Genomic DNA, 24,761 nt, shown 5'->3' with positions numbered 1-24,761 from the left:
CTACCATGGGACAGGATTGATTATATAGTGGTTAATGAGCCGGTTGAGGGTAGTCAAAGAATTAATGAAGGATACCTAGTCAGAGTTAAGGTACCCAGCGTAGGCTACGCTACTGTTAGGCATGTTGAGCCAAGTGAACCAGTAAGGATTATTGAGGATTCCGATTATTATACTATGGAGAATAAGTTCATTAGGGTTAAGCTTAGTAGGAGTGGTAGGCTCCTTAGCATGATTGATAAGGGGAGTGGTAGGGAGTTGATTAAGGAGCCAAGTAATGTGTTGGTGGCTTATGAGAATATACCAGGTTGGAGTGACGCATGGGATATTGAGAAGGGTTATGAGGAAACCAGCTTCACCTTGAATGCCTCAGAGTCCAGTGTTGAATCAAGGGGCCCATTAATGGCTTCAGTCAGGTTTAAGTATGACTTTAGGCGTAGTAGTATTATTCAGGAGGTTAGGCTTTATGCCGATTCAAGGAGGCTTGACTTCAAGACAACCATTAAGCTTGTGGATAGGGAATTACTGTATAAGGCCTGGTTCCACTTAGACTTAAACACTGATGAGGCCTACTTCGATGCACCCTACACACCCATTAAGAGGCCCACGGTAACTAACACTTCATGGGATTTAGCCCGCTTTGAGGTTCCAATGCATAAGTGGGTTAGCCTCAGTGAATGTTGCTTCGGCGTGGCGCTCCTTAATGATGGTAAGTACGCCGTTAGTGTTAAGGGCTCTAGTGTGGGCATTACCCTTGCTAAGACACCAATATTCCCAGATCCCTCCACTGACCTTGAGGAGGTTACCTTCACCTACAGCTTAATGCCTCATGGAGGTGACTTAACCGAGGTCCATAGGGCTGCATGGGAGCTTAACGCACCAATATTAGTTATTAAGGGTAAGCCTGGTGAGGCAAGCCTCATTAAGCTTAGGCCAAGCAACCTAATGCTTGAGGCAGTGAAGGTGAGTGAGGATGATTCAAAGGCCCTGGTATTTAGGATTAGTGAAATAGCTAATAGTAGGGGTATCGGTGAATTGGAGTTACCATTTAAGCCCAGTGAGGCGTATGAGACTAATCTAATAGAGACTACCAGAAGCAGTGAGGGTATTGAGGTTACTGGAAGTATTGTTAAGTTTAGGTATGGGAATAGGCAGGTGAAGTCAATTGTTGTTAAGCGGTGAAGCAGTCTTCAATACTCATTAATATTGAGTGAAACCTTTCATCATCACTATACTTCATTAACCAATCCACTTGTTCACTTAATCCATTATTAATCACCATGAGTACTTTACTCCTCAATTCACTAATATTACTCGTGAAAATTAATTGCCTAACCTTACCGTTAAACAGCGATTCAATGTCATTAACATGAGAACCAGTGACCTCACTAATAGTGTTATTAAAAATCTTTACGCAAGGCCACCTCAACCTACTGTACTCCTCATATAGTTGAATTGGGTCGCGCCTAACAACCACGACTAAGTCCACGTAACCAGGGTCCACTAACTCGTAGGCTATGGTTTCTAGGGCGCAGTTCCCATGGCAATTTAAGATGGCCTTATTAATTAAGCCTGCTGCGCAGTCCTTATCAGTAATATCATATGACTGGTAATCTTCATTCCACTTAACGCAGCTGCTGCTCAGTAATAGGTTTGATGCATTAATTGCCCCATAGCCTAATTCAGATAGTATTCCTAGGATTGTTGACTTACCTGACTTAGCGACACCAGTTACCAGGATCCTCACTTAAACCTCCTCCTCAAGTACTATGGGTGCCTGGGACATGTATGGTATGTATACTCCCTTTAATGGCCCCTTAACCACCACCCCAACGCCGCTTTCTATTGTGAATTCGTAGACTGCTGGTTGAACAGGCTGCCACCTCATCTTCCTGATGAATAAGTACCTCTTGAAGCCATTATTGGTTCTAGCTAACCCAAGTATGAAGACTCCTGTGGCCAAGAACTCCTCAACACCATATCTGGATATGGCCCTTGAACCAGCAGGTACCTCAGTGGTTATTATTGATGTAGCTTGGATCTTCCTCTCAATACCCATAACTAATTCCCTAATATACTCCCTAAGTACCTGAACATCCTTCTCCATGGCCACTAATGGGGCAATTGGATCTATGACAAGCCTCTTAGCACCAATTGAGGCTGCGTAATCGGCAATGGAGTCAACCATCATTCTAGCAACCACTGATGGATCCTTTTCCCTAATGGTATCTAGTATATCCATTTCAGGTACCAGTATCCTGAAGAAACCGGTCCTGGTTAAGGCATTAATATCCCAACCAAACCTCAATGCACCATTAGCGAATTGTTCATAAGTTTCATCAACTGAAACATATATTCCCGGTTCCCCAAGCCTATAGCCATTGAGGAGGAATGAGAGGGAGAATAGTGTCTTACCCACGCCAGTCTCCCCAGTAACCAGGTAGGTCCTACCCCTAATTAAGCCACCACCAATAACTTCATCCAGTCCAGGTATCCCTGTTGGCTCAATGTCATAATACAGCATTGAGTTGATTCACCCTGGTGAATATTTAAATGTTACATCGTATTGAAGCAATCACTTCCCCTTAGGGCAGTGTTTAGAGCTTAGTAACGTATTTCTACGCACCTTACAGGTCATTGATCAGTAATTTTGATTTGATACTCAGAATTCACTAAGGGCTAATTAGCCGGCGCGATAGGTTTATAAAACATTAGGGTAACCCGAACGTTTATGATACAGGAAGGAAAAGGTAAAGACAGGGCTACTATACTTGCATTAACGTCAATAGGGCACTTCATTAATGATGGTAACATGTGGCTAATACCAGGTATAATACTCCCAATACTCAGTGAAATGGGCATTAACTATGCGGTAATAGGCTTATTATCAGCCCTATATGCGGCATTATCAGCATTAGCAAGCCCATTAGTACCATTAAGCATTAAGTGGCTTGGCGGACACATGAAAGCCATGGCGTTAGGCATGTTCCTATGGGCATTCGCAATTGGTTTAACATCAATAGGCTTCCTAACCCATGACCTACCCCTAGTATACGTAGGCGTAGTATTAGCAGGGGTTGGCGCGGCTTATTATCATCCAATTGGTAGCGCCCTATTGTCGGCAACATATGGTGGAGCAGCTGGTTCCGCATTAGGCATAAATGGTGCATTCGGTAGCCTTGGTAGAACGCTTTACCCACTAATAGGTTCATTACTCATATTCGCAGGGTCAGTTAGTGCTGCTTATAATTTATGGGTGTTAGCCCTTGCTACATTTATTATTGGGCTTTCAGTACTACTATATGGTGCATATAGGTTTGATGTTCATGCTTACAGGAAGAGTGTAAGCGGGGGTGATCCACCTAGTAGCTCCATGACGCTTAAGGCATCTATAATGTTAATAATTCTGCTCTTTATAATCACGTTGCTAAGGAACACTGCAGGCCAGGGTATTCAGACGTTCTTAGGCATATACATAAATAAGGTACTTGGCATAAAGTTAAGCGTGACGTATGGGGAAATTCTTTCAATGCTCCTTGCCTCAGCCATAATTGGGCAGCCAATACTTGGTTGGTTAAGCGATAAGTTTGGTAGGAGGTTCATGTCTTCATTCTCAACCTTCGCCTTTGCCGTACTCTTCATAGTCTTCATATATACAGGGAACCTAATTGCCGCATTCTTTGCCATGCTCTTTGTCCTCAGTAACTTCCCATTAATAATGGCAGTGCTCGGCGACTTATTCCCAAGGGAGCAGGTTAGTTGGGCGACTTCAATAATATGGAATGGCGCAGTAACTGGAGGTAATGTACTTGGTTCACTAGTAACTGGTTTACTGGCTCAGTACTATAAGCCAATATACGGTGATGTTGGTGCCCTTGAGCATGCATTACTAATAGTACTTATACTAGCCTTCATATCTGGCGCTCTCTGGGTGGCTGTGCCTAAGCCACCGAAGAAAAGTAGGGTTCCATTATTTGGTTAAAAGAGTATTTAAGAGGCTTTGAATTCCCGAAGCTCATCATTAAATAACCTGTTAAACACGTTAAATGCCTCATCATCATATAGGCATATTATTATCCTCCTAACACTCCTCAAACCCAATGCTTCACGCCTTATAGCCCTAGCCATCATCCTCGCAGCCCCATCATATGGGCAACCGAAAATACCCGTACTAATGGCTGGGAAGGCTATGCTCACTAGGTTTAATTCATCAGCCTTCCTCAATGAGTTAGCGACTGCATCATCAAGCTTCTCAATAGGCTCAATGCCGCATCTTGGACCAACAGCATGTATCACGTACTTAGCCTTCAACCTACCTGCACTGGTTACAGCCACACCACCAACTGGTACTGGGCCATGCCTCCTAACCCACTCCCTAGACTCCTCCTGAATAACCCAACCACCCCTCCTAACAATTGCCCCAGCAACACCACCACCATGCTCCAGATATGAGTTTGCAGCATTAACAATGGCATCAGCCTCCACCTCAGTTATGTCTGCTTTGATTAACTCCACTGTGACGCCATTCAGGAACCTGAACCTCATAGTTATTGGAATTCCACAGCAGTTTTTAGCGCTTATCGCGAAACCTTTTACATAATCATGGAATACTTATTAAGCAACACCTAAGCTTATTTATCTGAATCCTCTTCCTGCCCTTTGGGTGGTTTATTGTTTTTGTGTTTTATCGCCTTCATCCTCATTGCCTCACTGCTGATGGACTTTAGCCGCCTCTACTTGTCCAATGGTGGATCATGGGTTGTGCCTTCAACCCATTACCCACCCTTCACCATGGCTTGTGGATAAGTAGCCCCATGCTGAACACATATTCTCAATACACCCACAAAAGCAAGCCTCCCCACACCCCACAACATGAATCATAAAACTAATTAAAAACTACACCCCAGCATAAATGGCAAGGCCACCACTTCCCTTTATCATTTTCATCAGCATGAAATTTACTTCTCCGAGTTTTCATTGTTACGTTATTAATTTAATGAAAGGCTTATAACTCACTACCTACCCAGTTACTGGGTAGGTAGCCAGTGCTCTTTGATCCGAAGCCTAAGGAGAGGAGGAGGGACTTATTTGATAGGGATGACGAATTGAATAGGCTTAAGCTTGGGCTTAATTACCCAATTACCCTATTACTTGGCATAAGGAGGAGTGGTAAGTCATCGTTAATTAAGGTACTTATGAGTGAGGAAGGGGATGCGATTTGGGTGTACCTTGATTTAAGAAAATATGAGGGGAGCCCATATATGACGTATAGGCATTTATTGAGTGAATTTGAGAAGGCGTTAAACTCCTGGCAGGAGGGTTTGAGGAGGCTGATTCATGGTATTCGTGGAGTAACCCTATCGGGACCTGGCTTTGAGGTTAGGTTTAACTGGGGTAGGGATAGGGTCATGTTTGGGGACTTACTTGATAAGTTATCTGATATTAGCGAGCGTGAGGGCCGTAGGGTTATTATAGTGTTTGATGAGTCCCAAGAGCTTAGGAAGCTTAAGGGATATAATATAATATATCCACTGGCCTATGCTTACGATAACCTTAAACTGAACTTCATATTCACTGGATCACAGATTGGCATGGTTTACAGGTTCCTGAAGCTCAAGGACCCTAATTCACCATTATTTGGAAGAGCTATGTTTGAGGTACATGTTAATCCCTTTACAAGGGAACAATCAATTGAATTCCTAAGGGCGGGATTTAGGGAAATAGGCATTTCCCCCGTGGGTGAGGATATGCTTGAGGACGTATATGATGAGCTGGGTGGTATACCTGGTTGGTTAACGTACTACGGCTTCAACTACATGCAGTTTAGAAGCCATGAGGAGGCTATTAAGAGAACCCTTGAGTATGCTATACAGCTTATTAGGCAAGAGTTCGAAAATTTCCTTAAGGGTAGGGAGGAGGCTAGGGAGCGTTATTATGCAATAATGAGTTTATGTAAAAGTGGATGCCTATGGAGTGGTGTTAAGAGATTCTTAGAGGCTAGGGAGGGTTACCGTATTGATGATAAGAAGGTAACTGAATTACTACAGAACCTAGTTGATGCATCATTCCTTACAAAGGAAAATGAAATGTATAAACCAAGCGACCCCCTAATAGCTAAGGCATTTTAATGCAATTGTATTAATACATTTGAGTGAAATGCTAGCTAGAGTAAGTATGAAAAATATAAAGATTATGTAGATAATGGATGTGTGATAGTGAGTATGAGATTAATGCGGCTCCTTGCTATTTCAATTATTGGCCTTCTTAATACTTGGCATCTTTTTCATAATAATCCCCTTGAAGCCATCAAGGCGACTTTCAATAGTTAATACCTAGATAGTAACGCTATGGGTACTAGAGGGTCAGTGATTATTAATATGCCTGCTTATGTTGCTGGTTCAGAGACTTATTGGTTTGGGTTTAATGCTTTGTTAGTAGGTTAGTTAATGTTAGTGGATTACTTGAATTACAGAATATAGTGTTATCATTGATTTACCTATTATTAAGCCTAGCATAATTATTATCCAGGAGGTAAGATTACCATTAATTTAACTAGCCCAATAATCCACAAGTTAGCTAAAGCCATAATCAAGAATGATATTATTGGAATCTACGCCAATGGTAGTGGTGAAGGCATTATTGAATTCATGTTAGCCTACTCATGGTCATTAGCCTCAAACAATATGTTGAAGATAGGGTATTAAACCAACATACCCAATTACCAGTGAGTACACATGAACTAGTGGTATTTCTTACAAGGCGATTTAGAGTTAAGGGTATAATACCAGGTATTTAAATCAACTACCATAATTCATAGGCAGCATAGTGGATCCTACCATAAGCTTAAAACATGATTAATGGCACCATTAATGCTGCAGCCCCATGCTTCATTGAATACTTAATTATCGTGAATAATTATGATATATTCCTTAGTATGGGTATAGAGGGGTTTCCATCAGTCACTGGTACTTTCTGCATTAGTAAAGCTATAAGTAATTAGTGGTTCACTTAATCCACCAGCATCCATAAGTATACCTGGTGCAATCGTGTATGTGCCTAATATTATGTGGATGTTTAATATTAATCAGAGTGGCGATGATGTAGGATTCCCAAACGCCTTTGAAGATATTGTAGTCACAGCCTTATACCCATGTGCCTATGAGGTTATCCAAATTATCTGGGTTCAAATCCCATGGAACATCATGGTAATTTCCTAATCAAGCAGTATAGTGAGCTTACCGGCATTACCCATAAGCATGAACACACCACCCAGCACTTACATAACAAGGGTTATACCATATACAAATACCTGCATTATGCCCTAGCTAATCTAAGTTAAGTTACTTTGATTACAGGTTCAGTAAATTAACAGGTAGGTTAAGGTTAATTTGAGTCATTATAATTAATCCTCAGATCCCTGATTACCACTACTTGGACTACTAGTCGTTGTATAGTTACCTTCACGCTCCTGCTCGCCAATGGGCTTTATTATTATTAAGGGCTTATTAACAGCATTTGATGATCCTTCCGTTTTTATCTTAACCGTGTAGTAGATTATATTGATGCGGTGTAGTTGCCTGGCGCCAAGTAAACCTTATACTCATCTCTATGCAGGTTAAGTGCTATAGTTTGATTAGTGATACTTATGATAACGGTGAAGTTACTAAGCACATCATTTAAATCATCATGCAGCTCCATGCCGAAGTATTCTGGAGAATTAACGTATAAGTATGCTGTAGCCTTAGCTACACTACTCATTCCTGAGGTTAGATTGCCGAGGTTTATGGAAGCAGCAATAGTACTGTAGGCTGAAGGTGGTGGTAGGATTAAGTGGTAGCTTAAGTAGGCAAGTACTCCATTCATATTAACCGCAGTAGCCGTACCACTTAAACTTGCTAAAAACGCCGATGTTATCAGCAACCTTAATCTTCCTTAGCAAAAGGTGCAATTACATACTTAAATGGTGCTTAACATTAGTAATAGCGTTAATCTCAAGGGTGATTCAATAACTATGTTACCAGGAAACGAAATGTAAGTGCTGAGCCCAATTAAGTTAAATCCAGTGCACATTAATAATGCCTAGGGTTTATTAGGTGGTTTACTCTTGGGTTTTACCCCTCCTCTTGGTGTCTCTAGCCTTTGAGACACCCTTAATTATACTCTGCATTATCTTATCCATAGCCTCCCTAATGGCGCTCACTGGATCCCTATCCTCAGCCGTGGCCGTATGGAGCTCCTTATCATCCTTAAGCCTCACTGTTACCTCATACCTCTTCCCGGAATCCCTTGACCTTATGTCAACCTTAAAGTCAACCACATTAACAAGCTTATTAATCTTCTCCAAGTGATTATTAATCACCTTCTCTATTAATGGTTTAGCATCATCGTTAATCTCTATCCTAGCTTGAATGGGGAGTATGATTTTCCTAGAATCCATGTAAGCCTTAAGTATATCGCTACCTGATAGTACACCAGCAACCCCATCACCATCCACTACCACTAAGCCTGTAACACCCTTACTGACCATTAAATCCACAGCCTTAGTTAATGGCTTATCAAAGCTTATTGAGTATACTTGAGTAGTCATTATACTGCTCACTGGTGCAGCCAGGAACTCCTCCTCCCCCGAGTAGTCACCCCTCCTAGCCCTCCTTGGCATTGAGACGTAGTATATTTTCTCAATTAAGTCTGTTAATGATACTATTCCAGCCAACTTATTACCGTCAACCACAGGTAACCTACTAATACCATGCTTAATCATTAGCCACCTAGCCTTGGCAACATTGTCACTTGGGGTTATTGTGAGGACCGGCTTAGTCATGTAATCCTCAACCTTAATATTGGCTGGTAATTGATCCTTTATGGCTGTGAGTAGCCTACTCCTCGTTAATATGCCTATTAACTTACCATTATTATCAATAACTGGATACTCCCTAAGCCTAGTCTCATAGAACCTCTTCACGGCAGTATCAATATTAGTGTTAGGGGTTATTGAATGCGGTGGAAGCATTACTGAGGATACCCTTGACCCAAGGGGTGCTTTCCTTCTTAATAAATCCCTGTATTCTACTATACCAACTAATTTACTTGAATCATTAACCACTGGTACAGTGTGAATCCTTAACTCCCTAATCTTGGGTATTATTGAGGATAACCTATCCTTAATATTAACCACTACTGGTGGTTCCTGAATAAGTTCACTCAACATTAGGTTCTAATTTCATGTTGGGTCTTAAAAAAGTTATGCCTAACAATAATTATGTCCGCGCAGCACTTAATTCACCATCATAACCTTACTCACTTCACTTAAGTGAAATCAATGTAAATCAGCAACTTTAGTAGTAAAGCTTATAAGTAGGATTACTAGTAGGGTTTGTTGATATGATGGGACGAGCATGAAGTATAAGGAACGCTACCTAGTGCTTGCTGATGGTAGTGTTTACAGGGGTTATGCTTTTGGTGCAGATTCGGAAACCGTAGGTGAAGTGGTCTTCACCACGGCTAATGTCGGCTACCCAGAGTCCTTAACTGACCCATCCTATAGGGGTCAAATACTGGTCTTCACAAACCCATTAATAGGTAATTACGGGGTTTCACAGGACCAGTGGGAAAGTGATTCAATTCAAGTTAACGGCGTCGTAATCTTTGACTTAACTAAGCCAAGCCACTACACATCAGTAATGAGCCTAGATGAGTGGCTTAAGAGCCAGGGTGTTCCAGGAATCTTCAGAGTTGACACTAGGGCATTAACATTAAGGCTTAGGGAGCAGGGAGTCATAATGGGCGCTATAGTTGATGATCCTGAGAGGGGAGTAGACATGATTAATAAAGCCCCACCCTACGATTCCATTAACTTCATTAAACTGGTCTCACCCAAGAGGCCAATCATCTATGGGGGTGAGGACCCATGCATAGGCATCATTGACTGCGGCGTTAAGCTGGGTATAGTTAGGGAATTGGTTAGTAGGGGTGTTGAGGTTATCCGTTATCCATGCCTAATGTGGAAGAGGGCACTTGATGAGTGTGATGGCGTATTAATAAGTAATGGCCCGGGTAACCCCATGCTTTTAACTGAATTAATGGAACTGGTGGATGGCATTGTTAAGGATCGTAAACCAACCCTCGGCATATGCCTAGGCCACCAAGTGTTGGCCCTTGGAATGGGGGCTAGGTTATTTAAAATGAAGTATGGGCATAGGGCAATTAATAAGCCCATCATTGACTTGGTTAGGAATAGGGTATACGTAACAACGCATAATCATGGCTATGCAGTGGATCCATCAACCCTAAGTGGCACTGGGCTTAAGGTTTGGGCTATTCAACCCGATGATGGTACAGTGGAGGGCCTCTACCATGAGAGATTACCAATATTAACTACTCAATTCCACCCGGAGGCTAGGCCGGGTCCAGTGGATACTAGGTGGGTTTTCGATAAGTTCATTAGTGTTGTTAAGGGTGAATCAAGTTGGATGTGAGGAGCATCCTAATAATTGGTAGTGGTGCAATTAAGGTTGCTGAGGCTGCTGAATTCGATTACTCCGGTATTCAAGCGTTGAAGGCGTTTAGGGAGGAGGGTATTAGAACAATACTGGTTAATCCAAATGTCGCCACTGTCCAAACCACCAATGTCTTCGCAGATAGGGTTTACTTCACTCCAATTAAGGTTCAATTCCTTGAGAAGGTTATTGAGGAGGAGAGGCCTGATGCAATAGCATGCGGCTTCGGGGGTCAGACCGCATTATCGGCGTGCGTTAACCTTAATGATGCAGGAATATTAAGTAAGTATGGTGTTAAGGTACTGGGTACACCAATAGAGGGTATTAGGAGTGCATTAAGTAGGGACCTATTCAAGAATCTAATGCTAAGCAGGGGCCTACCTGTGCTTAAATCAATAACTGCGCATAATATTGACGAGGCGTTAAGGGGGGCTAAGGAGATTGGGTATCCTGTATTGGTTAGGGTCTCATTCAACCTAGGTGGCGCAGGGGCATTCGTGGCTAGGAGTAGTGAGGAGTTGGCTAGTAGGATGCATAAGGCACTTGCCCAAAGTGAAATCAAGGAGGTGTTAATTGAGAAGTACATTGGCGGCTGGAAGGAGATTGAGTTTGAGGTGATGAGGGACTCCCACGGCGACTCAGTGGCCGTGGTGTGCATGGAGAATATTGACCCAATGGGTATTCATACTGGTGACTCAGTGGTGGTGGCTCCATGCTTAACGTTAACTAATGATGAGTATCAGAGGTCGAGGTTAATCTCCATTAAGGTTGCTGAATCCATTGGGCTAATAGGTGAATGTAATGTGCAGGTGGCCATTAATAATAAGGGCCCTGAAATGTATGTGGTTGAAACAAACCCAAGGATGAGTAGGTCAAGTGCCCTAGCCAGCAAAGCCTCAGGATACCCCCTAGCCTACATTGCCGCTAAGCTTGCCTTAGGCTATAGGTTAAGTGAGCTCCTAAATAAGGTAACTGGGAGGACAATAACGGCTTTTGAACCAAGCCTAGACTACATTGTAGTTAAGATACCCAGGTGGGAGAATGAGAGGTTTAATGTTAATGAGCCCCTTGGGCCAGAGATGATGAGTATAGGTGAGGTAATGGGCATTGGCAGGACCCTTGAGGAGGCTTGGCAGAAGGCAGTGAGGATGCTGGATATTGGTGAGCCAGGCCTAGTGGGTGGGCGCATATACAATGAGTCAACCCTTGAGGAGGCTGTTAAAATGGTTAAGGAGAGGAAGCCATACTGGTTCCTATATGCGGCTAGGCTACTTAAGGATGGTTACAGCATTGATGAGATTTCGGAATGGACTGGCGTCGATAAGTTCTTCATAAACGCGATTAAGAATGTCGTGGATACTTACGAATTAATTAAGAGTGGTGGTGAAGTACCGGTTAGTGAGGTTTATGCCCTAGGCTTCAGTGAGGAGCAGTTGAGGGGCATTGGGGCTCATTTAAGTAAAGGTGTTGTTAAGGTTGTTAAGCAAATAGATACCCTCGCCGGCGAATGGCCTGCATCAACAAACTACCTATACTTAACCAGTGGTGGGCAATTTGATGATAATACTGGGCCAGGTGTTGATGCATTAGTTATTGGTGCAGGTGTGTTCAGGATAGGTGTCAGTGTGGAGTTTGATTGGGCAGTGGTTAATACTGTGCTTGGCCTTAAGGAGTTGGGGTACAGGGTTGGTGTAGTTAATTATAACCCTGAAACGGTAAGCACGGACTGGGATTTCGCGGATAAATTATTCTTCGAGGAGTTAACACCTGAGGCGCTTAGGTGGATTATAGTTAAGGAGAATCCTAAATTAGTGGTATTATGGGCTGGTGGGCAGATTGGGCAGAGGCTCTATAGTAAGGCGCGTACATGGATAGGGGACTCTAAGATACTTGGCACTGACTCAGGCTCCATTGATTTAGCCGAGGATAGGGTTAAATTCTCTAAGCTACTTGATAAATTAGGTATTGCTCAACCACCCTGGGCCTATGCAAGCAGTATGAGTGAGTTAATTGGCTTAGTGGAGAGGTGGCTTGATTACCCAGTCATAGTGAGGCCTAGTTATGTTCTCGGTGGAACATACATGGGTGTGGCTAGGAATAGGGGTGAGTTAACTAGTTTTATTGAGAAGGCTGCTAAAATAAGCCCAGAGCACCCAGTGTTGGTGTCAAAGTTTTTAAAGGGTGGTGTTGAGGCTGAGACTGACGGTGTTAGTGATGGTAAGGGAACCATACTAATCCCCATAGAGCACGTTGAACCACCCGGCGTACACTCCGGGGATAGTACAATGGTCCTTGTACCCAATGGGTCAAGTTATAAGTTAAGTAATGGGCAGGTTAATGAAATGGCTAAGGTAACCCACTTAATAGCTTCGGAATTAGGTGTTAAGGGCCCGTTAAATGTTCAATTCATAATAAGGGATAAGGTATATGTAATTGAGGCTAACATTAGGGCAAGTAGGTCAATGCCCCTCAGTAGTAAGGCCACTGGAGTTAACTTAGCTAAACTAGCCTTAAGGGCAGCAATAAGTGAATTAGGTGTAGAGGGTTATAGGTTAATTAAGCCTAAGGAATGGTGGGTTAAGTCAGCTCAATTCTCATGGTCAAGGATAAGGGGTGCATACCCAAGGCTTGGCCCAGTCATGTATAGTACCGGGGAGGTTGCATCAAGTGGAGCCACCTTAGAGGAGGCGCTCCTTAAATCATGGTTATCCACAACACCATCAAGGATACCTAGCAGTAACGCCCTAGTGTACACCTACGATGAGGACCACGTTAAGAATATTGAGGAGGTTAAGGGGATGCTTAATCAGGAGGTGGAGATAATTGAGGAGGAGAAGTCGCGGGAATTATTGAAGCTTGGTAAGGTTGATATCCTAATTACTGGAGGAGCCACTGAGGATAAGGATTATGTAACCCGTAGGCTTGCTGCAGACACATTTACTCCAATTATCCTAGACTCAACGCTGGGGCTTGAGTTGGCTAGGGCGTTTAAATGGTATTGGAATGGTGGTGAACTCAATGTTAAGCCGTGGGATGGTGAATTAAGTTTAGGTGACCTTAAGTGGAGTTAACCATAACTTACGATTACTTAAGGGAGGAGGAGGTTGAGTTAATTAAGGCATTTAATGAATTAGGCATTAAAGTCAATACCCTACAATCCATAAAGCCACTCCACATTGAGGATTTTAAAGGAGTCTTCCTGGTGAGGAACCTTAATCATAAGACTGCAATAACAATGGCAGGCATTATTGAGAACTCAGGTGGCTTATCAATAAACAAGTACCTAACACTCTCATTAACCTGGAATAAGGCAATTACCACAGCGTTACTTAAGGGGATAGGCTTACCTGTCCCAGACACATACGTGGTTTTTGAGCCGATTATTAATGGTGTAGCCAGTGGTGGGCGCATTATTAAGCCAGCCTCAGGTTCATGGGGTAGGTTAACGGCCATTGTGAGTAATGGTGAGGCTAAGCTACTTATAAAGCATGCTAAGGATCACTTACCGGTTCTCCTTCAGGAGAGGATTGGTGATGGTAGTGACTTAAGGATTTTCGTAATTAATGGTGCAGTGGTGGCTTCAATGATGAGGAAGCCGCCTCAAGGTGATTGGAGGAGTAATGTGGCCAGGGGTGGGTTAGCAATGCCTATTAAGGTTAATGGGGAATTGGAGGAGTATGCAATTAAGGCCACTGAGGCTGTGGGTGCATTCTATGCAGGCGTTGATGTGCTAATAGGTAGGGATGGGTACTATATAAGTGAGGTTAATGGGATTCCTGAATTTAAGGCAATAAGCAAGGTTAGCGGCGTTAAGGTTAGTTTTAAGTTGGCTGAGGCTGTTAGTGAGTGGATTAGGAGATGATTAATCTAGCCACCTCCTCAGCTATTTCACCAGCAACATTAATGCCAGTAACCCTCTGCACGTTCTTGAATTCAGGCACTCCATTAACCTCAAGGATGAGGTAGCCCCTATCAGACTCAACAACATCCACGCCTGAGTACACGGAGCCAGTGGCTCTACTTGCCTTGACTGAAATATCCTCAAGCTCAGGATCAATCTTAACTGGGGCTGCTGAACCACCCCTAGCAGTGTTGGTTCTCCAGTCATCACTATACCTATAGATTGCCGCCACAGCTCTATCACCAACCACAGTAACCCTAATATCCCGCTTAGGCTTCCTAACGTACTCTTGACCCAGCAGTACATTATCACTGTAGCTCCTTATTATTAAGCCGGCCTCCCTAATAGTATTAGCTAAGGCAACTAACCTACCCCATGATCCATCAGTTGGCTTTATTACTAATGGTACTCCAAGCTTACTTAAAACTTCCTCCTCATTATCCAGTAGTAGTATTGACTTTGGTACTGGTACACCAGCCTTAATCAACTTAACTAAGGTGAGGAATTTATCATGTGTTATGTATAGGCTGTCGAATGAGTTAATTGACCCAAGTCCCAGCTCCTGGTAGGTGAAGGATAATGGTAAAACCTTATCCCTACCTGCCACCCTAATTAACCCAAACGCATTAATAGTACTATTAATGCTAATGGCCTCAGCCCTAATGGGTTTAGCGCTTAATCCTCGCTTATTCAATTCATTAAGCAGTAGCTTCTCCTCCAGTCTAATTATGTCGTAGAGGACGTGGACTTCAATAGAAATCACCTATTCGCCGTAATCCTCAACATCCCCCTTAAACTCCTCAAGTTCAAGCTTATCCTTACTAACCTTCACAATGTACTTTGTACCACATGTTGGGCAGCTTGTTAACTCACCATCCATTACATCCTCAGGTAGGTCGAATTCTGCCCCACATACCTTACAGGTTACTTTAAACGCCTGCATAGTTACCTACCCTTTCTACGTGTTTATAAATTTTTCTATATAAGTAAAAGAAAGTATGCGCACTATGCAAAGTATATTAACGTCAAAAATCCATACCTAAGCCATTATGAGCTTACTCAACCACTGTGCCTAACCCATTTAGTGCTGATCGTATTGGCTTATCCCTCAAGCCATTAGCTATTATTGTTCTAACACCCAATTCAGTGAGCTTAAGGGCGGTCTCAAGCTTCCTCCTCATACCACCTGTCGTGTGTTGGAGTATTTCTTGGGCATTAGCCTTAGTAACCCTATCAACAGGTTTACCATTAACCAGCACTCCATCAACATTAGTCAGTATTACTAATTCCTTAACCTTCATTGATAATGCCATGTTTTCAGCTATTTGATCGCCATCAACATTAAGCATAAGCCCCTCCTGGGATATGGCTATTGGGCTCACCACCACTGCGTCTGAATTACTGAGCATTAGGTTCATTACATTAACGTTGATTCCAGTCACCCTACCGCTGAATCCACCGTCAATGACCCTGGTCCTCCCCCTCTCATCAATTATCATAACCTTCTCCTTCCTCTTAGCTGTAACTAACCCTAGGTCAATCCCACTTAGGCCTATTGCCCTAATCCCCCTTGCATTAAGCTTACTTACAATTAGCTTATTAATGAGCATCATGGTCATTATGTAAGCCTTAAGCGCCTCCTCATCAGTATACCTACTGGTGTACCCATTGGGGTGCTTAAGTATAACTGGTTTAACCCCCATCCTCTCCATTATGTTATTAACCATGCAGCCGCCACCGTGAATCAATATTGTACCTGATTCAACATCATTAACAACATTATCCAAGCCACCACCGCATATTACTGAACCACCGAGTTTAACCAGGATCATTATTAATCACCTAAACTGGATATGGTGTAATGAATCTGAGGCCCTCATCCTCCGGGAACCCTTGATTAATGTTGAATGATTGAATAGCCTGCCCCGCAGCACCCCTAATTAAGTTATCTATTGCCGAGAAGACCACAATGCGGTTAAGCCTCTGGTCTAATTCAAACCCAACATCAATCATGTTAGTCCCCACAACATACTTAACGCTTGGGTAGTGGGCTAGGCCGGCCTTATCCTTAACTATGCGTATGAACCTCTCATTACCATACATCCCCCTATAGGCCTTCCATAAGTCAGGTTCATTAATACTGCCGTTCAACCTAGCGTGCCCAGTTATGAAAATCCCCCTAACCATGTCGACTGCATGTGGTGTGAAGGCGACATTAACTTGACTACCAGCTAATAGGCTTAACTCCTGCTCTATCTCGGCTGTATGCCTATGGCCAACTGGTTGATAGGGCCTAACCACATGCGTCCTATGCCAATGATAATCAAGCACAGTCCCCTCAGCCCCAGCACCACTACTAGCTATTTTGGCGTCAACAACTATGAAGTCATTGTTAATTAAATGCCCCTTAACCAGAGGTGCCAGTGAAATTATTGAGGCTGTGGCCATGCATCCGGGCACTGCAATTACCCTAGCAACCTTAATCTCATCCCTATGTAATTCAGGTAGGCCGTAGGCTGCTGCCTTAAGTAAGTCAGGGTATGGGTGTGGCTGAGGCCAATGATACCACTTAACGTAATCCTCAGGGTTCTTTAGCCTAAAGTCAGCGCTTAGGTCTATGGCTAATAAACCATTCTCAACTAGCTTAGGGACCCATTTAACTGATTCACCGTGGGGTAATGCTAGGAAGACTACGTCGGATTCGCTCTTAAGTATGGCGTCAATACTGGGTTGAGTGAACTTAAGGTTAATGAACCCCCTTAGGTTTGGGTGCACCCTATATATGAATTCGCCGGCGAATCTTCTTGAGGTTGCACAAGCGACTTCAGCATTATTATGGCCAAGCAGCAGCCTAAGTAATTCACCACCTATGACGCCGCTGGCACCTATTATGCAGGCTCTACGTATCGTCCCTTCAATACAAATTCACCGAAGCCTATATAGGTTCAGCCTTTATAAACTTAACGACCATCTTGAGCTAAATTGATTAAAATGAATCAACACCCACTGCGGCAGTTTTATTAAGCCTTACCCCTATAGCCCCTAGTACAGGAGGAAGTGGGAGTATGGTTGAGGTTAAGGACCTGTATAAAGAGAGGGTTAACGTTGCTGTAGAGCTTTGGGATAAGGTGCTTAGGGGGGAGGTTGCATCAAGGGGTGAGTTAATTGACCTGTTGACTAAGTACTATAATGAACATGATATTGAGCCGTTTAGGGGGTTAAGTAAAATTGACATTTATGATAAGGAATTAGCCACAGTGTACGTTGTTGGGATTTATGGAATGGGGCTTGTGACTCAACGTGAGGTTAAGGATAATTACGGTTCAATATTTAAAGTGGAGTTAATATCAGATGAGGCTTACGGCATTATTAAGAATTATAATGGTGAGGAGTCTAAGTTAACCTTAAGGAACCTAATAGAGGATAACCAAGCCCTAGGTGACTCACTTGAGGAGAAGGTTTTCAGGGTATATAGGCTAGTGTACACTGGCGCCGTCCTGGGCTTTATGCCTGAGGACGATATTTCAAAAACATACAGGGTGTTTTACGAAGCCTTCGAACCACTTAGGCAGAGGCTTGTTAACTACGTTAAATTCTACATAGCCACTAAGATAGCTGAGGGCATTGCCCTAGGCCGCTTCAGTAACCAGAATGAGGTTAGGATTGAGAAGTACGCCTACTGTATAAGGCTGGGCCTAGAGAAGTGCGCACCAAATAATAGGCTTATTCACGAGATAGCGGCTTCAGTATATAAGGTGCCGCCCAATGTTGTTAATAGGCTTGTACCATTAATTAAGAGGTCATCTAAATCCTCCCTTATCCCTAAGGCTTATTAAACCAGGTTTAATCCTTTTTTGAACATAAGTGGGGGGTTAGTTTGAGGTCTAGGAGGTTAATGATCATTGAATTGGCGAGGAATGATGAGGTCTTATCCAGGCTACTGGCTGATAATGGGCACCAGGTCATATACGCTTATGTTGAGGATGGGGAGAGAGTGGAGCCAAGCCTTAATGTTGATTACGTGAAGCCAACTGAGTTGGCTAATGCCCTTAGAGTAATGGGCATAAGTAAGCTTTACGAATACCAGTATAAGGCATACTTAAGCATAACTGGGGGGAGGAATACAATAATAACGTCAGGTACTGGCACAGGTAAGACTGAGGCATTCCTAATACCCATCATGGCCAGGGCCCTTAACCACAGGAGGGAGGTTATTATCTACCCAACTAAGGCCTTGGCTAGGGACCAGGAATCCAGGTTCAGGTCCTTGGCTGAGCCATTAGGGTTAAGGGTTGCCACCTATGATGCAGACTCCCCAGTGGAGGTTAGGAGGGGGGTTTATAATGGTGATTACTCCCTGGTTCTAACTAACCCAGACATGTTGAATACAGCTATGATTCATGTTCCAGCCTTCAGGAGATTCATGGCTGCAGTGGACTACGTCACCATAGATGAGGTTCACGTGTATAATGGTGTCCTTGGATCACACATGCATTACCTAATCAGGAGGATTAGGCGCCTTAACCCAGGGGTTAAATTCGCTGCAGCATCCGCTACAATAGGTAACCCAACTCAGTACTTCAGTAACCTAGTGGGCTCCGAGGTTATTCACATTGAGGGTATTAGGGGGGTGAGGGGGGAGTTGGTTCACGTGATGCTTAGGCCAATTAGGAGGGGGAGGTTACAGGAGGTTGCTAACCTGGTTAAGTTATGTATTGAATTAGGTAGGAAGTGCATAGTCTTCGCTGATAGCCACTGGATGGTGGAGGTTATTAAGAGGATGGTTGACTCCATGGGCATTGGTGGGAAGGTGGCTGTGCATAGGGCTGGGTTAAGGCCTAATGAGAGGAGGATGGTTGAGGACTCCTTCAAGTCCGGTGAACTACAGGTAGTACTGGCTACACCAACTCTGGAGCTGGGTATTGATATTGGTGACGCTGACTTCGCTGTAATGGCCACTAACCCACCTAGCTTCATAAAGTACCTTCAAAGGGCTGGAAGGGTTGGTAGGAGGGGCCAGAGGGCTTACATTATTCAAGTGCTTGGAGATGACCCAATGAGCACCTACTACGCTAATCACCCTGAGGAATTCTACAATAGGTCGCCTGAACCAATGTTCATGGAACCGAATAATGATGAGGTTGCTGTAAGGCACTTATTAGCCATGATTAGGGAGTCTGCAGTTAAGTTTAGTGAACTTGATGATTACTTAAGGGGCCTCATAGGTAGGCTGGTTAATGAGGGCTTAGTGTCCATTAGGGGTGATAGGGTTTTCCTAACTGAGGATGGGTTAAGGGTGATTAATTCATTCAACGTGATTAGGGGGAATGGGGATGTTGTGGTTATTAGGCGTAAGGGAGGTGGGTTAATTGGGTATAGGGAGATGCCCATGGCCATTAGGGAACTTTACCCTGGAGCCATATACATGCATGGCGGCTTAACCTACAGGGTTCTTGAATTAGACGTGAAGCATAGGAGAGCTATAGTGGTTCCTGAGGATTCAGGTGAATTAATAACTAAGGCGCTGTACAACAGTAACCCCACTGTGGTTAACGTTATTGAAGAGTCGAGGTACAGGGGTATTCCAATAAGGTATGCTATCCTTGATATTGAGGAGGAGGTGTATGGGTACGTTGTAAAGAGGATGAGTAGTAATGAAGTGCTTGGTGAGTACAGATTAAGTGAACCAATAAGGTACAGGTTCAGGACTAAGGGTATTCTACTCAACATGCCTCCAGTCAACTTCTCTGCAGTGGAGTTGAGGGACCTCATGGAGAAGGGTAAGGCTTACCACGCCGCTGAGCACGTGTTAATATCTGCCGGTGAGGTTATTGTTAACGCGGCACCAACAGACATGGGTGGTGTATCGTATCCAACAGGCCACATTGTAATATATGACTCATACCCAGGCGGCTCAGGGGTTACTAGGCTACTAATGGAGAGGATTGATAAAGTTATTGATGTGGCCTACAGTATTGTGACTTCATGCAACTGTAGGGATGGTTGCCCAAGATGCGTCTACTCACCCTACTGTGGTAACAATAATAGGATGCTATCACGCTTAAATGCAATAAAGGTACTTGAGGCAGCCTTAAAGGGTGAGAGGGGTGTTGATGAGCCCCCACCCTTCGAGGGCTCAATACCCTGATAACCATCCCTAAATCATTAAGGCATATTGAGGATAAAGTTAAATAGTTAAGTGAATTACCTAAATACTAATGAAGGCAGTAACAGTTATTCCCAGCGTCCCGGAATCCTTAAGATTAAGGGATGTTGATAAGCCTAAGCCGAATCATGGCCAAGTACTACTTAAGCCAATTAGGGTTGGCATATGTGGTACTGATAAGGAGATTATTGAGGGTAAGTACGGTAAAGCACCGCCTGGCAGCCAATACTTGATACTTGGCCATGAGGCGTTAGCTGTAGTGGAGGAGCTTGGGGATGGTGTAGATAATGTTTCGGTGGGTGATGTTGTTGTACCAACGGTTAGGAGGCCCCTTGACTGTAGCCTACCGGTTGACTACTGTCCACTAGGCCATTATGTGGAGCACGGCATATGGGGGCTTCATGGCCATGCAGCTGAATATTCAGTAACAGACGCCAAGTACCTTGTTAAGGTTCCGAAGGAGTTGATTGATGTGGCTGTGTTAACGGAGCCATTAAGCGTTGTTGAGAAGGGTATTGATGTGGCATTCAGTATAGGTGGTTCAAGGTTTGATTGGAAGCCTAAGAGTGCGTTAATACTTGGGGCTGGGCCAATAGGCTTGCTCTCAACAATGGTGCTTAGGTTAATGGGCCTTTCAACAACCACAGTAGCCACTAGGCCACCTGATAGCCTTAAGGCCAGGTTAGTTAGGGAGTTGGGGGGAGTGTATGTGGATGCCGCCTTAAGCAGTATAGAGGGCGCCTTTGATATTGTAGTGGAGGCAACAGGATCCCCCCAAGTCACTGTGGATGGCTTAAGGCACTTAGCCCCAAATGGAGTAATGGTGCTCCTTGGAGTTTACCCACCTGGTGGTGTTATGAATGACTTAGGCAACGTGTTAACGGACTCAGTCCTCAATAATAAGATTTTAGTTGGATCAGTGAACGCTAATATTAAGCACTTTGAGTTAGGCTTAAAGCATATGGCTGAGGCTAAGAGTAGGTTCAATGATTGGCTTAGTAAGTTAATTACTAAGAGGGCAACCCTCGATAATTACCAGGAAGCTTACTCCTGGACTCATGATGATATTAAAACAGTCCTTGAAATAAACCCACTTAGTTAAGGGCGCTTAAGTAAATGCCTGAGTGTGCGTGAATGCTGAATTAGGATGCTGTATTAACCTCCTCAGCCAACTTCTCCTCAGGTTTAATTGAAGCCATCTTATCCATTACGCTCCTTATTACGCTCATTAATTCCGCATCATTCTTAACCTCATCAAGATCCATGCAGTTGGCTAATATGTTCCTAAATAATTGGGTAGTTAAGTCGCTCTTTAATGTACTTATCGCCCTCCTGTACTCCGATAGGAAGTCCCCTGTTAAGAAATTTACAACATCATTGGCGCTCCTGAATCCACCTTCAGCGTTCCTAAGTTCATTAACTATTGTTTCAATGGAGTAAAGTATGTTAGCGTCATTCTCCTTAAACCCAGCTAACAACTTTGAGTAAGCCTTATTAACGCAATACCTAACGAACTTGTACGTTAATGGATGTGGTGCCTGCTGCATATGCGTTCAGGAAACCAGTGTTTATAAACAATTTCGTGAAACTAACACTGCTTCACCTTAATTCAGCGCCTAGAGCCCTCTCATGGGTTACCCTTAAGTAGGTAATGAGCTTATCCCTCAATGGCCCATTAATCAATTCATCAATTAACTCCCTGGTGCCGGTGCATTTTAATGCTGACGTTAACCTATAGGAGTATCCTAGGCTTCTTAAGGAGTCCTCAACAGCCCTAACCTCCTCTTCAGTGGCTAAGTCAACCTTATTGATTGCGACTATTATGTTGGCTTTAAAACTTTGGCCCACCTCCTTAAGTAGGCTTAACTGCTGATTAAGCGTATAGCCGCTGTGTTGAGTTGGGTCAATCATGAATACTATTGAATCTGCTAAATGCCTTAAAGCCAAAATAGCCTGAAGCTCAATCTTATTCCTCTCACTAAGTGGCCTATCTAATAATCCTGGAGTATCAATCACCTGAACAGCATACATGCCGTACACCTTAACGTGGCCTATTATGATTTGCTTAGTTGTGAATGGATAATCAGCTATCTCAGGCTTCTTAGTTGAGACACAGGCCACCAGGCTACTCTTACCTGTATTAGGCATTCCTGAAATAACTATTGTAGGCTTCTCAACGCTTACGGATGGTAGCCTACTTATCTTAATAGCCGCCTCCTTCAGAGCCCTTAACTCTGGTTCTAAGTCATTTATTAAATCAATTACCCTTGATAGGTACATTTTCCTAGCCTTAACGATCTCATCCTTATCCTGAGCATTCTTAATCATTCTTACCGCATCCCTACTTATACTGCCTACAGCTTTACTTGAATTAATGAGTTTACCCAGTGAGTGCTTATAATCATCAATATTAATTATAATGCTTATTAACTCCCTGTAGAAGGGGTGTAGGTCATTCATGAAGGGCATATTGAATGCAATATTCCTAAACAAGTTAAGTAACCAACCTGAGGTTCCCTTAACCCTAGCAACCTCAAGCCGCCTCAGCCTCTCAACACCGGGAAGTGAAGTGGGTGACTTAGCCTCAATGGACTTATACTTACTAATTAACTGCCTAACCACCTCCTCCGCATTGGGAATGTAAGGTAACGTTGATTTAAAGTTCACAAATGTTATTAAACCTCCCATTAATAAACCGTTCCACCTCCTAGTTAAAGTTTAAAACACCCCTGTGGAGGGAAGGGACGGTGTACTATAATGTCTAATGAAATTGAATTAATGACTGGGACGACGGTTGGTATAAAGGCTAAGGATGGTGTTGTCTTGGCGGCTGAGAAGAGGGTTTCATACGGCTTCTACCTAATGAGTAAGTCAGGTAAGAAGGTTTACCCAATAACGAATAGGGTTGGAATAGCCTCATCAGGTGTTTTAGCCGACATACAGACTATAACTAAGGTTATTAGGGCTAATATAGCCAATATGGAGATAGAAATGAAGAGGCCAGTCTCAGTTAGGGCTACTGCTAAGTTACTAAGCATTATACTGTTTCAAAATAAGTACATGCCCTACATAGCTGAAACCATGGTTGGCGGTATTGATGATGAGGGGCCTAAATTATTCATACTTGATTCATGGGGTTCATTAATTGAGGATGACTTCGCAGCCCTAGGTAATGGTGCTAGGACTGCAATAGGCCTAATAGAGACAGGTTACACAAGCAGCATAACCGTTAAGGAGGCTAAGGAATTAGCCATAAGGGCAATTAAGGAGGCAATAGCAAGGGACCCAACCTCAGGAGATGGGATAGATACATTAACAATAACCAGCAGTGGTTACTCCGAGGACTCGATTAAGCTTTAATTTTATAGGTCCTATTTACCTATTGTGTAGTGATTAATTATTATTGATTATTTAATTAAAGGGTTCATGTAGTCATGCTGCTCCACTATGGCGGTAAAGCTTTAAGTACCTGGATGAACTATAGGGATTCTAAGTGATTACTTAATGCTTGTTGACTCCCATACCCACTCATATGAATTCAGTAGTGATGAGTTGAGGAATTTTGGTAATATTATTCTTGTTTCTGTGGCTGAGGATGTTAAGTCATCAATGCTTGTCCTTAAGTTAACTAAGGAATTCAGTAATATTAATCCATGCATTGGGATACATCCATGGAATGCTGATAAGGTACCATTCAGTGATGTTATGGTTATTGAGAATCTAGTGAAGAATAATGATGTTAGGTGCCTTGGGGAGGTTGGCCTTGATCTTAAATTCGTGCCAAGTACAATTGATAAGCAGAGGAGGTTCTTCAATGAGTTCCTAAGGATGGCTAGGGAATATGACTTAGTCCTCAACATTCATTCCCCTGATGCATGGAGGGAAGTGTTTGAAATGCTCACTAAGGCTGATGTTGATAGAGTAATGTTCCACTGGTACACTGGGCCGCTTGACTTAATAAGTGACTTAACGGAGCAAGGCTACTACATATCAATTAACGCCGCCATTAAAGTTCAGGAGAAATCAAGGAGAGTTGCTGAGGCTGTGCCGCTTCGCTTTATGTTAACTGAAAGTGATGGGCCATATGAGTATAGGGGGATTAAGTTAACTCCCCTCATGATTAAGGATACTGTTAATGAGATTGCTAAGATAAGGGGTGTTGATGCGGAGACCATTGAGGATTCCGTCTACTTTAACTACA

At 43.3% G+C, this 24,761-nt stretch carries 22 protein-coding genes; 11 read left to right on the top strand and 11 right to left on the bottom strand.

Translation table 11 applies throughout. The annotated features are described in order from the left end of the window. On the top strand, positions 1 to 1,179 hold a 1,179-nt coding region (locus tag BP896_RS03510; protein ID WP_291765717.1), incomplete at its 5' end, for a glycoside hydrolase family 38 C-terminal domain-containing protein. On the opposite strand, the gene BP896_RS03505 is transcribed toward BP896_RS03510, so the two are convergent. Next, on the bottom strand, positions 1,169 to 1,744 hold the full coding sequence (locus tag BP896_RS03505) for an AAA family ATPase (RefSeq protein WP_291765713.1): 576 nt from the start codon (positions 1,742 to 1,744) through the stop codon (positions 1,169 to 1,171). The genes BP896_RS03510 and BP896_RS03505 overlap by 11 nt on opposite strands. Beyond that, positions 1,745 to 2,521: an ATPase domain-containing protein gene (locus tag BP896_RS03500; protein WP_291765710.1), complete on the bottom strand. Its 777-nt coding sequence runs from the start codon at positions 2,519 to 2,521 to the stop codon at positions 1,745 to 1,747. It lies immediately after the preceding gene. Positions 2,522 to 2,728: 207 nt separating this feature from the next. On the opposite strand from BP896_RS03500, the gene BP896_RS03495 reads away from it, so the two are divergent. Further along, positions 2,729 to 3,979 (top strand): MFS transporter, encoded by a 1,251-nt coding sequence (locus BP896_RS03495; RefSeq protein ID WP_291765705.1) that lies wholly within the window; start codon positions 2,729 to 2,731, stop codon positions 3,977 to 3,979. Between the two features lie 8 nt (positions 3,980 to 3,987). Here the strand turns inward: BP896_RS03495 and BP896_RS03490 are convergent, their stop codons facing one another. Then, complete coding sequence (locus BP896_RS03490) at positions 3,988 to 4,542, bottom strand: ADP-ribose-binding protein (RefSeq protein ID WP_291765700.1); 555 nt, start codon at positions 4,540 to 4,542, stop codon at positions 3,988 to 3,990. A gap of 500 nt (positions 4,543 to 5,042) precedes the next feature. On the opposite strand from BP896_RS03490, the gene BP896_RS03485 reads away from it, so the two are divergent. Then, complete coding sequence (locus tag BP896_RS03485; protein ID WP_291765697.1) at positions 5,043 to 6,125, top strand: AAA family ATPase; 1,083 nt, start codon at positions 5,043 to 5,045, stop codon at positions 6,123 to 6,125. A gap of 1,426 nt (positions 6,126 to 7,551) precedes the next feature. On the opposite strand, the gene BP896_RS03480 is transcribed toward BP896_RS03485, so the two are convergent. Together BP896_RS03480 and BP896_RS03475 are read right to left on the bottom strand one after the other, a co-directional pair. After that, on the bottom strand, positions 7,552 to 7,860 hold the full coding sequence (locus tag BP896_RS03480) for a hypothetical protein (RefSeq protein ID WP_291765694.1): 309 nt from the start codon (positions 7,858 to 7,860) through the stop codon (positions 7,552 to 7,554). Positions 7,861 to 8,095: 235 nt separating this feature from the next. Beyond that, positions 8,096 to 9,205 carry a CBS domain-containing protein gene (locus BP896_RS03475; RefSeq protein WP_291765691.1) on the bottom strand — a complete coding sequence of 370 codons (1,110 nt, stop codon included), beginning with the start codon at positions 9,203 to 9,205 and terminating at the stop codon, positions 8,096 to 8,098. A 187-nt stretch (positions 9,206 to 9,392) separates the two neighbouring features. Between BP896_RS03475 and carA the strand changes: the two genes are divergently transcribed. From carA to BP896_RS03460, 3 genes are read left to right on the top strand one after another with little or no spacing between them, the layout of a single operon-like run. Then, on the top strand, positions 9,393 to 10,472 hold the full coding sequence (carA, locus tag BP896_RS03470) for a glutamine-hydrolyzing carbamoyl-phosphate synthase small subunit (protein ID WP_291765689.1): 1,080 nt from the start codon (positions 9,393 to 9,395) through the stop codon (positions 10,470 to 10,472). Continuing rightward, positions 10,463 to 13,564: a carbamoyl-phosphate synthase (glutamine-hydrolyzing) large subunit gene (gene carB, locus BP896_RS03465; protein ID WP_291765686.1), complete on the top strand. Its 3,102-nt coding sequence runs from the start codon at positions 10,463 to 10,465 to the stop codon at positions 13,562 to 13,564. Before carA ends, carB begins: the two co-directional genes overlap by 10 nt. Then, positions 13,555 to 14,355, top strand: a complete 801-nt coding sequence (locus tag BP896_RS03460) for a RimK family alpha-L-glutamate ligase (RefSeq protein ID WP_291765682.1) — start codon at positions 13,555 to 13,557, stop codon at positions 14,353 to 14,355. The genes carB and BP896_RS03460 overlap by 10 nt, the downstream gene beginning before the upstream one ends. Here the strand turns inward: BP896_RS03460 and lysX are convergent. The 4 genes from lysX to argC form a co-directional block, all read right to left on the bottom strand. Next, positions 14,345 to 15,157 carry a lysine biosynthesis protein LysX gene (lysX, locus tag BP896_RS03455; RefSeq protein WP_291765679.1) on the bottom strand — a complete coding sequence of 271 codons (813 nt, stop codon included), beginning with the start codon at positions 15,155 to 15,157 and terminating at the stop codon, positions 14,345 to 14,347. The genes BP896_RS03460 and lysX overlap by 11 nt on opposite strands. Beyond that, positions 15,158 to 15,337 carry an alpha-aminoadipate/glutamate carrier protein LysW gene (locus BP896_RS03450; protein WP_291765676.1) on the bottom strand — a complete coding sequence of 60 codons (180 nt, stop codon included), beginning with the start codon at positions 15,335 to 15,337 and terminating at the stop codon, positions 15,158 to 15,160. 112 nt (positions 15,338 to 15,449) lie between these two features. Next, on the bottom strand, positions 15,450 to 16,226 hold the full coding sequence (locus BP896_RS03445) for a [LysW]-aminoadipate/[LysW]-glutamate kinase (protein ID WP_291765673.1): 777 nt from the start codon (positions 16,224 to 16,226) through the stop codon (positions 15,450 to 15,452). 10 nt (positions 16,227 to 16,236) lie between these two features. Further along, positions 16,237 to 17,301 (bottom strand): N-acetyl-gamma-glutamyl-phosphate reductase, encoded by a 1,065-nt coding sequence (gene argC, locus BP896_RS03440; RefSeq protein ID WP_291765721.1) that lies wholly within the window; start codon positions 17,299 to 17,301, stop codon positions 16,237 to 16,239. A gap of 158 nt (positions 17,302 to 17,459) precedes the next feature. Between argC and BP896_RS03435 the strand changes: the two genes are divergently transcribed. From BP896_RS03435 to BP896_RS03425, 3 genes are all read left to right on the top strand, one after another. Further along, positions 17,460 to 18,230 (top strand): DUF2192 domain-containing protein, encoded by a 771-nt coding sequence (locus tag BP896_RS03435; protein WP_291765670.1) that lies wholly within the window; start codon positions 17,460 to 17,462, stop codon positions 18,228 to 18,230. 41 nt (positions 18,231 to 18,271) lie between these two features. Continuing rightward, on the top strand, positions 18,272 to 20,542 hold the full coding sequence (locus BP896_RS03430; protein WP_291765669.1) for a DEAD/DEAH box helicase: 2,271 nt from the start codon (positions 18,272 to 18,274) through the stop codon (positions 20,540 to 20,542). Positions 20,543 to 20,612: 70 nt separating this feature from the next. Then, positions 20,613 to 21,662 (top strand): glucose 1-dehydrogenase, encoded by a 1,050-nt coding sequence (locus BP896_RS03425; protein WP_291765666.1) that lies wholly within the window; start codon positions 20,613 to 20,615, stop codon positions 21,660 to 21,662. Between the two features lie 40 nt (positions 21,663 to 21,702). Here BP896_RS03425 and BP896_RS03420 read toward each other — a convergent pair whose 3' ends face one another. Both BP896_RS03420 and BP896_RS03415 read right to left on the bottom strand, forming a co-directional pair. After that, on the bottom strand, positions 21,703 to 22,107 hold the full coding sequence (locus BP896_RS03420; protein ID WP_291765664.1) for a hypothetical protein: 405 nt from the start codon (positions 22,105 to 22,107) through the stop codon (positions 21,703 to 21,705). A gap of 52 nt (positions 22,108 to 22,159) precedes the next feature. Continuing rightward, positions 22,160 to 23,227, bottom strand: a complete 1,068-nt coding sequence (locus BP896_RS03415; RefSeq protein WP_291765662.1) for an NOG1 family protein — start codon at positions 23,225 to 23,227, stop codon at positions 22,160 to 22,162. Between the two features lie 90 nt (positions 23,228 to 23,317). Between BP896_RS03415 and BP896_RS03410 the strand changes: the two genes are divergently transcribed. Both BP896_RS03410 and BP896_RS03405 read left to right on the top strand, forming a co-directional pair. Then, positions 23,318 to 23,920 (top strand): proteasome subunit beta, encoded by a 603-nt coding sequence (locus tag BP896_RS03410; RefSeq protein ID WP_291765661.1) that lies wholly within the window; start codon positions 23,318 to 23,320, stop codon positions 23,918 to 23,920. 144 nt (positions 23,921 to 24,064) lie between these two features. Continuing rightward, positions 24,065 to 24,761, top strand: a 697-nt coding sequence (locus BP896_RS03405; protein WP_291765657.1) for a TatD family hydrolase, incomplete at its 3' end; no start/stop codon positions are given.

Origin of the sequence: Caldivirga sp. UBA161, from assembly GCF_002506515.1 — an archaeon.
Classification (GTDB): Archaea; Thermoproteota; Thermoprotei; order Thermoproteales; family Thermocladiaceae; genus Caldivirga.
The sequence above is the reverse complement of the archived record's forward strand: the minus strand, read 5'-3'. Positions and strand labels throughout refer to the sequence as shown.